Annotated in this window: 7 protein-coding genes and 1 pseudogene; 1 reads left to right on the top strand and 7 read right to left on the bottom strand. The window is 59.0% G+C overall.

The window, feature by feature from the left end; genetic code table 11:
* Positions 1-70: 70 nt before the first annotated feature.
* Positions 71-6,343: pseudogene (locus LIY36_RS27830) on the top strand (DUF3320 domain-containing protein); the annotation flags it as partial.
* Between the two features lie 218 nt (positions 6,344-6,561).
* On the opposite strand, the gene LIY36_RS14225 reads toward LIY36_RS27830, so the two are convergent.
* From LIY36_RS14225 to LIY36_RS14195, 7 genes are all read right to left on the bottom strand, one after another.
* Positions 6,562-7,908: an ATP-binding protein gene (locus LIY36_RS14225; protein ID WP_226456037.1), complete on the bottom strand. Its 1,347-nt coding sequence runs from the start codon at positions 7,906-7,908 to the stop codon at positions 6,562-6,564.
* The gene (locus LIY36_RS14220; protein ID WP_226456036.1) at positions 7,884-8,549 is read right to left on the bottom strand and encodes a response regulator transcription factor; all 666 of its coding nucleotides are present in this window, start codon (positions 8,547-8,549) and stop codon (positions 7,884-7,886) included. Before LIY36_RS14220 ends, LIY36_RS14225 begins: the two co-directional genes overlap by 25 nt.
* A gap of 85 nt (positions 8,550-8,634) precedes the next feature.
* Entirely contained in the window at positions 8,635-9,057 is a 423-nt protein-coding gene (locus tag LIY36_RS14215) for a hypothetical protein (protein WP_226456035.1), read from the bottom strand.
* 23 nt (positions 9,058-9,080) lie between these two features.
* Positions 9,081-9,845: a COG4705 family protein gene (locus LIY36_RS14210; protein ID WP_226456034.1), complete on the bottom strand. Its 765-nt coding sequence runs from the start codon at positions 9,843-9,845 to the stop codon at positions 9,081-9,083.
* A gap of 61 nt (positions 9,846-9,906) precedes the next feature.
* On the bottom strand, positions 9,907-10,974 hold the full coding sequence (locus tag LIY36_RS14205) for an ABC transporter ATP-binding protein (RefSeq protein WP_226456033.1): 1,068 nt from the start codon (positions 10,972-10,974) through the stop codon (positions 9,907-9,909).
* A complete protein-coding gene (locus tag LIY36_RS14200; protein WP_226456181.1) occupies positions 10,971-12,524 on the bottom strand; it encodes an ABC transporter permease in 1,554 nt (517 codons plus the stop codon). The genes LIY36_RS14205 and LIY36_RS14200 overlap by 4 nt, the downstream gene beginning before the upstream one ends.
* A 39-nt stretch (positions 12,525-12,563) precedes the next feature.
* Positions 12,564-13,577, bottom strand: coding sequence for an iron ABC transporter substrate-binding protein (locus LIY36_RS14195; RefSeq protein WP_226456032.1), 1,014 nt, complete (start codon positions 13,575-13,577; stop codon positions 12,564-12,566).
* Between the last annotated feature and the right edge of the window lie 36 nt (positions 13,578-13,613).

The following is a 13,613-nucleotide window of genomic DNA, read 5'->3' as shown; positions in this document are numbered from 1 at the left end:
GTGCTGCTCTGCAATAACGCAAGACAACAGCTTCAATGGCTAAGCGGTTCAACAATGAGGGGGAATACGGGGGGGTAAGGAAGTCGCTCGGCTGGAACAGGTTGTTGACCTACTGCCGCGTAACCAATGGGGTGGTCTTAGACACATTCCGGATATGACGGCGGCATTTGTTCAGCCAAACGACGCCGCTGTTGAGCGTCTATTGAAGCAAGCCGCTGAATTGCTTCGACTGAGCGAAAAATCATCCGCGCTTAATGGCTACGAGGGAGGTTCCAAGCGTGCGTGGCAACTTGCCTCAGCGGTCTGGGGTGCAGTCGCAAGGATGAAGCTTGATTACGCTTTGCCTCCAGCCAGCTTCGAGCAAACGGGGCAAAAGGTTCGCAGTCCTAGTCAAATCGCTGACTCTGGTTTAGCCACCTGCTTCGATCTGACACTCTTCTTCTGCGCAGCCCTGGAGCAAATTGGCCTCAACCCCGTCATCGTGTTTACTCGAGGGCATTCTTTTGCAGGGCTCTGGCTCAAGCCGGAAGAATTCACGACTACGGTCATTGACGATGTCAGTGCTGTGCGTAAGCGAGTAAAACTCAAGGAGTTGGTGCTGTTTGAAACCACGCTCATCACTCAGCAGCCGATACCTCCTTTTTCATATGCCGTTGAGCAAGGATTCAAGCAGATCAGTGAAGACGTTGAACACGACTTCGAAATGCTTCTGGATATACGTCGCGCTCGTATGCAACGTATCAAGCCTTTGGCTAGCTCGGAAGTTCAAGTCACACGAGCAGCGACCTCTGAGTCAAATGAAGCGCCTCCTCTGCTGATCGATGAAGGGGATGATATTCCGGACGACCTGCTTGAGGTTGAAGTCGAGGATTTGTCCAAGCTCAATCCTGCTGATCGACTCGGTCGCTGGCAGCGCAAGCTCTTGGACCTCTCACTCAAAAACAACTTGCTCAATTTCAAAATGGGGAAGCGAGCTCTCAAGCTCGAGGCTCCCAACCCAGGGGAACTTGAGGATGTCTTGTCCAGCGGTCAGATGCTCAAGTTGCTCACCAGGCCAGATCTTATGGATGGGGCCGACCCTCGTGAACGTGCGCTATATGAGCAACGTGAACGAGAGGACGTGCGTTTGCGCCATGCTGAAGATGCACTGAGACGTAAAGAAGTATTCGTGGCGTTATCTGCCAAAGAGATGGATACCCGCCTCACTGAACTTTATCGGAGCGCCAGAACTGCCTTACAGGAAGGTGGTTCCAACACGCTATTCTTGGCCATCGGTTTTCTGAGCTGGACTCGTGAGGACAGGGCGGGGCAAAAGTATCGTGCACCATTGGTATTGGTTCCCGTGACACTGGAACGCAAGAGTGCTCGCTCCGGTTTCTCTATGGTGCTGCATGACGACGAACCACGTTTCAATCCAACCCTGATTGAAATGTTGAGACAAGACTATGAACTCGGTCTTGGGTCCTTGGAGCAAGAGCTTCCCCGGGATGATTCAGGGCTGGATATAGCAAGTATTTGGAATAAGGTCGGACACGCCATCAAGGATATACCGGGGTGGGAGCTGAGCGAGGACGTTGTATTGTCGATGTTCTCCTTTGCCAAATATCTCATGTGGAAGGATCTCGCAGAGAACGCTGAACACTTACGGCAAAGCCCGGTTGTTCAGCATTTACTTGATACTCCTCGTGAATCTTTTGTATCAGCAACGCCATTTCCAGACGCTGCATCGCTTGATCGAGATTACAGTCCGACCGACGTATTCTGCCCCCTACCTTCTGATTCATCTCAACTTGCTGCTGTGATGGCGGCGGCTAAAGGGAAGGATTTCGTTCTCATCGGCCCTCCGGGGACGGGCAAGAGCCAGACGATTTCCAACATGATTGCTCAGTCGATTGCGCAGGGTCGACGCGTATTATTCGTTTCAGAAAAAATTGCAGCGTTGGATGTCGTGTATAGGCGACTGCGTGAGATTGGCCTCGGCGAGTTCTGCCTCGAGCTTCACTCCAGCAAGGCCCGGAAAGCGGATGTGCTTGCCCAGCTTCAATCGGCGTGGGAAGCAAAGGGGCAGGTTGACTCGGCTGCTTGGGAGCTGGAAGCACAGCGACTTGCGTCTCTTCGTGACAGTCTAAATATCTATGTTGAACGTTTGCACCGTCGGCATCGCAATGGATACTCCATCTATGATGCGATTGGCGTTGTCACATCCGGCGCGGATGATCCTCTCGCCTCTTTAGCCTGGGTATCACCGGACGTTCACGATCAGAAAGCGATTCTGGATCTTCGCTAACTCGGCGATCGCCTTGAAGTCAACGCGCAGGCGGTGGGGTACGAGAAGCTTTCGGGGCAGGCTTTATCTGCGGTCGGGCAAGCAGAGTGGTCTCCCCATTGGCAGGAGCAATTCATACAGGCGGCCCGTGACCTCCTCCCTGCCATTCTGGAAGCGGAGACAGCGGTTACTCGGTATTTGGAATTGGCCGGGTTACCGGTTACCGCATATACGCCTAGAGTTCTTTAGGGGCTTTCAATCCTATCTCAAGCACTCCCAACAGCCGCGGGACAGGACTGGCGGTTTGTTCTGCGTCCTGATGCGCGATCCATAAGCCAGCGTTTGAGTGAAGGCTGCGAATGGATCGAGCAGCACCGTAGCATCAACAGCGACTTATCACAGATATGGCCTGCTCGCGTTGTTAGCGAAGCCAAACGTGGATTGGAGTTACTTCAACAAAGACGAACTGCTTTGTCGGGTTTTGGTCCGGTATGGCCACGAACTGCTATCGAAGCGATTCAGCAAGCAATCGTTATGCTGGATCAAGTTGATGCGCTCACTCAGCAGTTGTCGGTGAGCTATGACGACCGTATCGAAGCACTTGATATAGAGCTACTGCACAATGAGTGGAAAGAAGCCGTTGGTTCGTTTTGGCCTAAATCCTGGATAGGGAAACGCCGTATTTCTGGGCTTCTCATATCGACGCAATCCGTGCAGGAGGAGGCTGATGTTGAGCAAGATCTATCCACGTGGGTTGAGATTCGCAATGCGCGTAAAGCTATTGATGAGCTAGAACCAGGCGAGGCTTGTTTCGGTATTTGGCTCGGCGCGAAATCCAATCGCTCACATCTTGTGGCAGCGCTCGGGTTGCAGGAGGCGATCAGGCTTCAGCAAGAAGACGCACATTGGAACGATGACGGCTTTGGTGTCGTCGAACAAGGCCACTTGGGTGAAGCGTTAAAGTCAGAGCTCGTGCGTTTGCGTACCATCACTCGGCTCGACAGTGAGCTTACTGAGTTGGCGGATTTTGGCGGGCAGACGGAACAGCTGTGGAACGGTTTACACACTGACTGTGAGCTATTGACGGCGGCTCTGAGGTTTCAATCAGAGCGACGGGATATTGAAGATCGTGGCCGTTTGTCTGATGACCATGCACTTGTGGAAGAAGGTCGGTGCGGCACGGCTTTAAAAGCTGACTTTGTGTTACTCAAGCGACGGGCTGGCATTGAGCGCGACTTGTCAGAGCTGAATGATTTTCGAGAAACCGTTCCGCTTTGGCAGGATTTGAAGACAAAAGTCGAGAACGCTCGTGCGGCCATTGAATTCCAAGGGAAGCTATCCGCTGCAATCGCCAGGCTCGCTATAAGCCCTGAGCAAATCGTTGAATACAAGGCTCCGCTTCATACCTTGTTGGGTGATGGTAATACCTTGCTAGAGCCTGACGGTGCGGTAGCGATCAGTGGCGTGATTCTGCGCGAGAAACTCGAACAACTACATTTGCGGTCTACCTCATTTACTTCTGTGGGGGCGTTCACCGAGCAGGGGATGGACGAAGTATCGGATCTGGCATTGGCTGATCTTAAGTTCAACTGTGATCAGGTTGTCTCATCGGCACCACGCTTGAAAGCATGGTGTTCATGGCGAAAGGTGCGAGACGAGGCTTATAGCGTTGGTCTTGCGAATATTGTCCAGGCGATGGAGAACGGCACGATTGCGTCGGGCAGAGTCCGCAAGGTTTTTGAGGTGAATTACGCGCGTTGGTGGCTGAACGCGACAGTGGATAATGAGGCCGTCATCCGAACATTTGTGAGTGTTGAACACGAGCAACGCATACGTGACTTCCGAGCCTTGGATGACAAGTTTACTGCCTTGACCCGTGACTGGCTGCGAGCTCGATTGTGTTCGGACCTTCCTAGCCAGGAAAGTGTAAGTCGCTCGTCGGAGTGGGGTTTGCTTCGACATGAGATGAGTAAAAAGACCAAGCACATTCCTCTGCGAGATTTGATGGGGCGTGCTCCTGAGGCGTTGACCAAACTTACGCCTTGCCTGTTGATGAGCCCACTTTCCATTGCTCAGTACCTGCCTGCTGCTTCTGCTCCTTTTGACTTGGTGATCTTCGATGAGGCTTCTCAAATCCCTGTCTGGGATGCGATTGGTGCAATGGCTCGCGGCCGACAAGTTGTGATGGTCGGTGATCCTAAGCAGCTTCCACCGACGTCGTTTTTTGATAGGGCCGGTTCGACCGACGAAGACGAAGATGTCGAGGCTGACCTGGAAAGTATTCTTGATGAGTGCATCAGCGCCAATTTGCCCATGCGCAACCTCAATTGGCACTACCGTAGTCGCCACGAGAGCTTGATTGCGTTTTCGAACCAGCGCTATTACCAGTCCAAGCTTGTCACGTTTCCGTCTCCATTCACTGCCGACAAGGCCGTGAAACTTATCCCTGTAGCGGGCGCTTACGATAAGGGGGCTTCAAGGACGAATGTGATCGAGGCTCGGGCGCTTGTTGCTGATCTGGTTGCTCGTCTTAAATCTCCAACGTTCCGTGAAAGCAAGCGGACTGTTGGTGTCGTGACGTTTAACGGTGAGCAGCAGAAGCTCATCATGGATTTGCTTGATGATGCGTGCCGTAAGGATCCTTCACTCGATTCTTATTTTTCAGAATCAGAACTTGAACCTGTATTCGTCAAGAACCTCGAGAGCGTACAAGGTGATGAGCGAGATATTATTTATTTCTCAATCACCTTCGGGAAGGACGCCAGCGGGGCGATTTCGATGAATTTTGGCCCGATGAACCGACCTGGTGGCGAGCGGCGTTTAAACGTGGCTGTAACCCGGGCGCGTCAAGAGTTGGTGGTCTTTTCGACGTTGCGTCCAGAGCACATAGATCTCGCACGCATTAAAGGTGAGGGCGTGCGGGACCTGAAGCACTTCCTGGAGTTTGCCGAGCGCGGTCCTCGTGCGCTTGTAGAGGCGGATTTTGGCAGCGTTGGTGGATTCGACAGTCCATTTGAGGAAGCTGTGGCCGCGGCCCTCGCGAAGAAAGGATGGCGAGTTCATACCCAAATTGGTGTGTCTTCCTTCCGGATTGATCTCGGGATTGTCCATCCGGATACCCCAGGTCGTTTTCTAGCAGGCATTGAGTGCGATGGCGCGACCTATCACCGTAGTGCTACTGCTCGAGATCGCGACAAACTTCGCGAGAGTGTACTTCGTGGCCTTGGCTGGGAGATTGTGCGGATCTGGTCGACTGACTGGTGGGTGGATGCAGTTGGCACCGCAGAGAAAGTTCATCAACGGCTGAATGAGCTCCTTGCGGACTCTCGCGCCAAGCAAGCGGTAATTGATGCCGAGGAAGAGGCTGAGCGAATCAAGGCAGATGCTGTTGTGGCCGAGGCCCTAGAAGTTATAGATCAGGTAAGTACAGTAGTTGTCGCGGAGGGCGTTGCAGTCGTTGCTAACGATCCAAACGGTGCTTTGCCAGAGCTGAAGTACGCTAAGGCAGCAGTAGTCCGAACTTCTGCAGCGACGGTCTCCCCTTTGGTCACGACTGATCACTTACTGTACCGAGCAGCTGAGCCCGCCCGGGCAGTTGACGGTGTAGATGCTGATCAGTTCTTTGATACGAGCTATGCCCCGGTCCTGATGCAAATGATCACCCATGTGATCAATGAAGAAGGACCTGTTCTGGATGTGGTCATTGCGCGGCGAATAGCACGTGCTCATGGATGGGTTCGGACAGGCTCGCGTATTCGCGACCGTGTCGACCAGCTCGTACGCGCACAGTTTAGATCACATGAAGAGGAGCAGGTCGGTACGTTCTACTGGCCGGCTCACGCTGACGAGCATTCAACGACTGTGTTTCGACGGCCAGCGGATGATGAGTCTATGAGGGGGCTTGCAGAGATCTGTCTTCCAGAGCTTTCGGCGCTAGTTGATGAGATGGTTGGTTGCGGCCATACCGCGGAGGCCTTGATTTACGCCGTCGCCAAGGAGGCGGGCGTCAGCAAGCTGGCACAAGCTGGGCGACTGAGGATCGAAAAGGCTATTCGATTCTCGGCAGAAGAACTCTAGATGGGAGTTTCACGACGCTAGCCTCGAGCAGTTCGTATGATTCACCGAGTTTTCCAGGGGGCTTGCTCTCCTGGGGGCCTTGTTACGCCGGCGCCTGCGTCTACTGCTCGGCCAACCGTCACACGCCGATGGCGTTGCGCTTGTTTGTGGCGGCGGTCCGGGAGTGGGCGAGTGTGCAGCAGGGTAAACACAGTTGAGCTGGTTTATTCCAGATTAGGTCAAGTCGGCAACCAGACACTCACACACAATCCCCGCTGTTGCACCTCATCGATAAACGACAACTCCACCCGCGCGCCGGTACGGTCGGCGATGGCCTTGACGATCGACAAGCCGAGCCCGGAACCTGCTTCGTCGGTGCCCAGGCTGCGATAGAATGGGTCGAACACCCGCGTGCGTTCCTCTACGGCAATACCCGGCCCGGTGTCTTTGACTTGCAGCAGCACAGCGTCCGGCAACTGTTCTACCGACAGATCAATGCGCCCGCCCGGTGGGGTGTAGCGGATGGCGTTGTCCACCAGGTTTTTGACCAGGGTCAGCAGGTCCATCCCATTGAACTGCACCTGTACGTCGGTGGGGCTTTCAACGCCGATGTCGATCTGCTTGCGCTCGGCCAGGGGTAGCAGGTCTTCGAGGACTTGGCGATACAGTTCATGCACCGACAACGTGGTTTGCACCCGCGTCGAGGTGGATTGGGCCGCTGCCAGGCTCAGTAACTGGTCGATCAGTTTGCGACCGCGCTCGATGCCACGGGACAGCGGCACAAAACGCTCGCGGCTGGTTGGCGAGAGGTCGGTGGCCGCCAGGCGGTCGGCTTGCAGGGACAAGGCGGTCATCGGCGAGCGCAGTTCGTGGGCGGCGTCGGCGACAAAGCGTCGCTGGCTGTCCATGGACTGCGCGACCCGCGCCAGCAGGCGATTGATTGCGACCACAAACGGCCGCACTTCGGTGGGCAGGTGCTGCTCCTCAATGGGATGCAGTTCCTGTTCGGCGCGCCGGTCGATCTCGGCGGCGAGCACGCCAATCGGACGGAACAGCTTGCGCACCAGGTCGCCGACCACCAGCAGCAGCACCGGAAACAGGATCAGGAACGGCAGCAGGCTACGCCAGGCGCTCTCGCGGGCGTCCTTGTCGCGGGCGTCGGATTCCTGGGCCACGGCAATCCGCTCGCCGCGTGCGGTGGTGTGCACCAGTACGCGAAAGGCTTCACCCGCGACATCCACGGTAGCCAGCCCATCGGCGAGGGTCGTGGGAAAGGGCAGGGGCAGGGCTTCATCGGTGGTGCTCGTCGCGTGCTGGCCGTCGCCCAGGTGCTGGATGATCACCCGCGACTCTTCGTCATCGCCCTCGATGCGCGTGGCTTGGGGGTATTGCAGGGTCATCTGCTGGCGATCGAACAGCATGGCCACCTGGCGCAAGGTGTCGTCCTGCTGTTCGTGGGCTTCGTCAAACGCCGAGACAAACGCAAACACGCTGGCGAGCACCGCCACCAGCAAAATCGCCAGCGACAGCGTCACCGACAGCCGCAGTTGCACCGACTCACTCAAACGTTTTTTGAAACCATCCATCCCATGCCCCTGACATTCTTGATCACATGACTGCCCAACTTGCGCCGCAAGGCGTGGATCAGGAACTCGATGGCGTTGCTCTCGACTTCGTTGCCCCAGCCATACAGGCGGTCTTCCAGCTCACTGCGCGACAGGATCGCCCCCGGTCGGATCAGCAGCGCTTGCAGCAGCGCAAACTCACGGCTGGACAATGCCACGTCGGCGAACTCGTCGGTGCTGGCTTGTTTGGACACCAGGTCCAGCGAGACCACGCCGTTGCCGAGCAACGACAAGGCGCTGCCGCCCTTACGGCGCAGCACCGCACGCATGCGCGCGAGCAGCTCGGGGATGTCGAACGGTTTGAGCAAATAGTCATCGGCGCCGCCATCCAGGCCGCGCAGACGGTCGTCGAGGCTGTCACGGGCGGTGATGATCAGCAGGGGCACGGGGTTGTTGCGTGCGCGGATGCAGTCCAGCACCTCCAGCCCGTCCTTGCCCGGCAGGCCGAGGTCGAGCAGCACCATGTCGTAGGGATGGGTGTCGAGTGCGGCCAGGGCGGTCACGCCATTCTTGACCCAGTCGGCGGCATAGCTCGCATCGCTGAGCGCACGCTGGATCGCGTCGCCAATCATCGGGTCGTCTTCGACCAGCAGTATCCGCATGTCTCGTGCGTCCTCAGAAAAACCAAACGCGGCGAAATGATCGCCGCGTGTGTATTGAAGCACCCGTGCAGGTTTTTGTCCGGTATCAACCTTTCATCACGTCGAAGGCCTTGAGCAGGTCATCCATCGACGACTTGCAGTCCGCCTGGTTCGGGTTGCCGTCGCGCAACGCCGAGAGGGCACGGTCGATGGCTTTGTCGAGCACATGCCAGTCGTTGGCGGCGCGCGGCTTGATGCCGGCTTCGGCGGAGTCCCAAGTGGTTTCCAGGTCCTTGATGCGGGCTTTGGCACCGGCCAGGTCGTTCTTGGCGACGAGTGCCGAGACGTCCACCGCGATATTGCGGAACTCCGACAGGTCGCCCAGTTTCGACGCTTGGCGTTGGCTGGTCGCCGAGCCTGCGGCTTCGTTGGGTTTATCGGCCGGTTTGGAGCAGCCGGTAGCGATGCCCAGCATCAGAATGGCGGAGGCGATAGCCACGCGGCGAATCAGGTTTTGAACAGGGCGCATGAGGGTTTCCTTAGGGTGAAAATTCATTGGGTAATGGCTTTGCGGTTGCCGACGCTGAATTGCGCAACGGCCACCAACAACACGATGACGCAGAGGAACAGTGCGCTGGTCCAGCTGGCACCCATGCCCAGGCCGCCGTAGGTCTTGGCTTGGGTCAGCAGGTCGCCGAGGGAAGCGCCGAACGGGCGGGTCAGGATGTAAGCGACCCAGAACGTCAGCACTGAGTTGACGCCCAGCCGCCAGGCCGCCAGTGCCGCCGCGATCAGACCGGCGAAAATGAAGGCGCCGAGGGTGAAGCCCAGGCCCAGCGCTTCGGTGGCCAGGTCACCGGCAGCGGTGCCGAGGGCGAAGGTGCAGAGCACGGTGATCCAGTAGAACCACTCGCGGCGCGGGGTCACGATGTCGCGTATCGACAGGCTGTGTTCGGTGCGATACCAGACCATGAAGTTGAGGCCGAGCAACACCGAGAAAATCGCCGTGCTGGCGTACAGGCTGACGTCGAGCTTGTCGGTGAGGATGTCGGTGATCTGCGTGCCGACGATACTCACCAGCACCACGGTCAGCCAGTAGATCCAAGGCGTGTAGGCCTTGGTACGCATCTGCCAGAGCAACGCCACGGCCAGCAGCGCAGCCATGCCGATGCTGGTCCAGCCGGCGCCGAAACCGGCATCGACGGCGAGGTAATCCGCGCCGGTTTCGCCCACGGTGGTGGACAGGATCTTGATCACCCAGAAGGACAGCGTCACCTCGGGTACTTTGTTCAGCCAACGGGCTGCTGTGGCATTCATCGGGCTTACCTCTCCTTGACTGCGCGGGGGTTGGCGCAGGGGAGAAGGTACGGCACGAAACTTAGCTGGGACTGAGGGCCGCGGTTTTTTTCAGGACATGGGCCAAGCCCACGGTGGTGAGGCGCACCTCGCTGCCGTTGGGCGGCGCCTGCAGGCCGGAGCTGCGCACCAGGATTGACTGGCCGGGCGCGAACTCATTGGCGGGCAGCGTCACGGTCAGCGTGCAGGTATTTCCGCCGAATTCGCGTTCAGTCACCACGCCACGGCAGCCGCTATCGTGACTGGCGCTCAGTTGTAGTTGTTCCGGGCGCAGCATGATCCGCGAGGTTTCGTGGTCGAGCTTGCTGTCGACTGGCACGCGGCCCAGGCCGCAGTGGGCCCAGCCGGCTTCGATCCTTGCGGGCATGACGACGGCTTCGCCGAGAAACAACGCGGTCTGCTCGTCGACGGGGTATTGGTACAGGTCCATCGGATGGCCCGATTGCACCAGGCGGCCCTGGCGCATCACTGCCAGTTGATCGGCGAACGATAGCGCCTCGCTTTGATCGTGGGTCACCAGGATCGTGGTGATACCCGCGTCGCTCAGCAGCCGCGCAACCATCTTGCGCATCGCCGAGCGCAGCCCGGTGTCCAGGGCCGAGAACGGTTCATCCAGCAACATCAGCCGGGGTTGTTGCGCCAGGGCGCGGGCCAGCGCAACGCGCTGTTGCTGGCCGCCGGACAGTTCGTGGGGCCAGCGCCGCGCCATGTTGGCGTCGAGGGCCACGCTGTCCATCAATTCGGCGATGCGTGTGTGGCGCGCTTGGCCTTGGGTGGCCAGGCCGAAGCCGATGTTGTCGGCCACCGTCATGTGCGGGAACAGCGCGCCGTCCTGCGGTACATAGCCGATCTGGCGCTGATGGGCCGGCACGGCGTGGGTGCTGTCGACCAGCGGTTGGCCGTCGAGGGTGACTCTGCCGGAGTCGGGAAATTCAAAGCCGGCGATCATGCGCAACAAGGTGGTCTTGCCCGAGCCGGACGGCCCGACAATCACGGTGCGGCTGCCGGTGGGCACCGACAGGCTGACATCCGCCAGGGCACGCTGGGTGCCAAAGGATTTGCAGAGTGCGTTCAGTTCGAGGGCGTTCATCGGCCTGCCGTGCGTTTGGATTGGTGGTAGAGAAGGCCGGTCAACGGCAGTGACAACAGGATCATGATCAGCGCGTAAGGGGCTGCTGCCGCGTAGTCGATCTCACTGGTCATCGCCCAGAAACCTGTGGCCAGGGTGCGGGTGCCGTTGGGCGCCAGCAGCAGGGTGGCGGTCAGCTCGTTGGTGATCGCCAGGAACACCAGCGCCGCACCCGCCGCAGCGGACGGTGCGGCCAGGCGCATGGTGATCATCCACAACGCGCGGCCCGGTGAACGGCCGAGGCTGCGCGCCATGTTTTCCAGCTCCACCGGCGCCTGGGCGATACCGGCACGCAGGCTCACCAGGGCACGTGGCAGGAACATCAACAAGTAGGCGAGCAGCACCGTAATGGTGGTCTGGTAGATCGGCCGGGCGAAGTGGATGGTCACCGTGACCAGCGCCAGCGCAACGACGATGCCGGGCAGCGAACTGGTGATGTAGTTGCAGCCTTCCAGGAGGCGTTGCAAGCGCCCCGGTGCGCGAATCGACAGCCAGGCTATCGGCACCGCCGCGCAGGTGGTCAACAGTGCACCAGCAACGCCCAGTTGCACGGTTTGCAGGAGTGCCGGCAGCAGCTCGTCGAACTGCCAGACCTGCGCGCCACCGGCGACCAGCCACTGGCCCAGGGTGATCAGCGGCACGCCAAGGGCCAACGCGCAGGTCACGCCTTGCAGGGTCAGGGCGAGCAGGGTGGTGCTCTTGCTCAGTTGCACGGTGCGTTGTTCGCGGGCGCTGCCGGAGCCGACCCGCGCATACCGTGCATGGCCGCGCGCGGCGGATTCGGCGGTGAGCATCGCCAGGCAACACAGGGCCAGCACCGCCGCGAGCATATTGGCGGCCGGGCCATTAAAGGTGGATTTGAATTGATCGAAAATCGCCGTGGTGAAGGTATCAAAGCGAATCATCGCGTACAGGCCGTATTCGGCCAGCAGGTGCAGGCCCACCAGCAGCGCACCGCCGCAGATCGCCAGGCGCAGCTGTGGCAAGACCACGCGCCAGAACACCGCCCAGGGCTTGAGGCCCAGGGATTCGGCCACGTCTTCGATGGCCGGGTCCAACCGGCGCAGGGTCGCCGCCACCGGCAGGTACAGAAATGGGAAATAGGCAATCACCGACACCAGCACACCGGCCGGCAAGCCGTGGATCGACGGCACCAGGCTGACCCACGCGTAACTGTGCACAAACGCCGGCACCGCCAGCGGCGCAACCGCCAGCAGCGACCAGACGCGGCGGCCGGGCAGGTTGGTGCGTTCGGTCAACCACGCGAGGGCCACGCCGAGCGCAATGCACAGGGGCAGGGTGAACATCACCAGCAGCACGGTGTTGACCAGCAACTCGCCGACCCGTGGCCGCCACACCAACGCCTCGATCTGCGCCCAGCCGATCTGCCAGGACACCCCGATCACAAACGCAATCGGCAACAGCGCCAGCAGCGAAACCAGCACCGACAGGCCGGTGACCCACGTACCCCCACGGCCTCTGAACAGGCCGTGGGTGCGTTTGTGTGGCATCGCGTGGGCAATGCCGGGGAGGGACGTTTCAGGCAACAATCAGAGCAGTCCGGCTTGGGTCATCAGTTCAACCGCTTTTTTGCTGTTGAGCTTGGAGGCGTCGACCTTCGGCGCGTCCAGTTGCGCCAGCGGCACCAGCTTGGGGTTGGATTGCGCGTTCTGGCCAACGGCGTATTCGAACGAGTTGCCGTCTTTCAAGATCGCCTGGCCATCTTTGCCAGTGATCCACTTCACGAAGGCCTGGGCCTGTTCCTGGTGTTTGCTGGAGGCCAATACACCGGCGCCGGAAATACTCACGAATGCGCCCGGGTCTTGGTGCTTGAAGTAGTGCAACTGGGTGTTCTTGCTGTTTTCGCCGGTCTTGGATTGGTCGACGAAGCTGTAGTAGTGATAAATCACGCCGCTGTCGATCTGGCCTGCGTTGACAGCCTTGAGCACCGCGCTGTTGCCACGGTAGATGGCCGCGTTGGCTTTCATCGCCTTGAGCCAATCGAGGGTCGCGGCTTCGCCCTTGAGTTCCAGCACAGCGGCGACGATGGCCTGGAAGTCGGCCCCGGCCGGGGACGCGGCCCAGCGGCCTTTCCAGCTTGGTGATGCGAGGTCCAGCAGGGATTTCGGCAAGTCGCCGGCGTTGAGCTTGCTTGGGTTGTACACAAACACCGTCGAACGCGCGGCAATGCCAATCCACTTGCCATGGGCCGGACGGTAAGCGGCGTCTACCTGCTCCAGGGTGGTCGGTGCCACCGGCGCGAACAGCCCGGCGTTGTCCACCAGCACCATGGCTGGCGAGTTCTCGGTGAGAAACACATCGGCCGGAGAGGCGGCGCCTTCCTGCACGATCTGGTTGCCCATCTCGGTGTCATCGCCGTTGCGGATAGTCACCGGAATACCGGTCTCCTGGGTAAACCCTTCGACCCAAGCCTTGGTCAGGCTTTCGTGCTGGGCGTTGTACACCACGATGCCCACCGAATCAGCGGCATACACATGCCCCGCGCTGACCAATGCAGTGGCGAGCAGGGCTTTTTTGATAAAGGAAGGAAGACGGCTGGTCATGCGGTGAGCGCTCCGGTTTTTATAACTGCACGGGAA

It is taken from the genome of Pseudomonas sp. AF03-9, from assembly GCF_020515815.1.
GTDB lineage: Bacteria > Pseudomonadota > Gammaproteobacteria > Pseudomonadales > Pseudomonadaceae > Aquipseudomonas.
The sequence above is the reverse complement of the archived record's forward strand: the minus strand, read 5'-3'. Positions and strand labels throughout refer to the sequence as shown.

What these genes read in the sequence shown, in the direction of transcription:
- LIY36_RS14215 (WP_226456035.1), bottom strand. Translation starts at nt 9,057, where the DNA reads ATGCGCCCTGTTCAAAACCTGATTCGCCGCGTGGCTATCGCCTCCGCC.
- LIY36_RS14210 (WP_226456034.1), bottom strand. Translation starts at nt 9,845, where the DNA reads ATGAATGCCACAGCAGCCCGTTGGCTGAACAAAGTACCCGAGGTGACG.
- LIY36_RS14225 (WP_226456037.1), bottom strand. Translation starts at nt 7,908, where the DNA reads ATGGATGGTTTCAAAAAACGTTTGAGTGAGTCGGTGCAACTGCGGCTG.
- LIY36_RS14220 (WP_226456036.1), bottom strand. Translation starts at nt 8,549, where the DNA reads ATGCGGATACTGCTGGTCGAAGACGACCCGATGATTGGCGACGCGATC.
- LIY36_RS14205 (WP_226456033.1), bottom strand. Translation starts at nt 10,974, where the DNA reads ATGAACGCCCTCGAACTGAACGCACTCTGCAAATCCTTTGGCACCCAG.
- LIY36_RS14200 (WP_226456181.1), bottom strand. Translation starts at nt 12,524, where the DNA reads ATGCCACACAAACGCACCCACGGCCTGTTCAGAGGCCGTGGGGGTACG.
- LIY36_RS14195 (WP_226456032.1), bottom strand. Translation starts at nt 13,577, where the DNA reads ATGACCAGCCGTCTTCCTTCCTTTATCAAAAAAGCCCTGCTCGCCACT.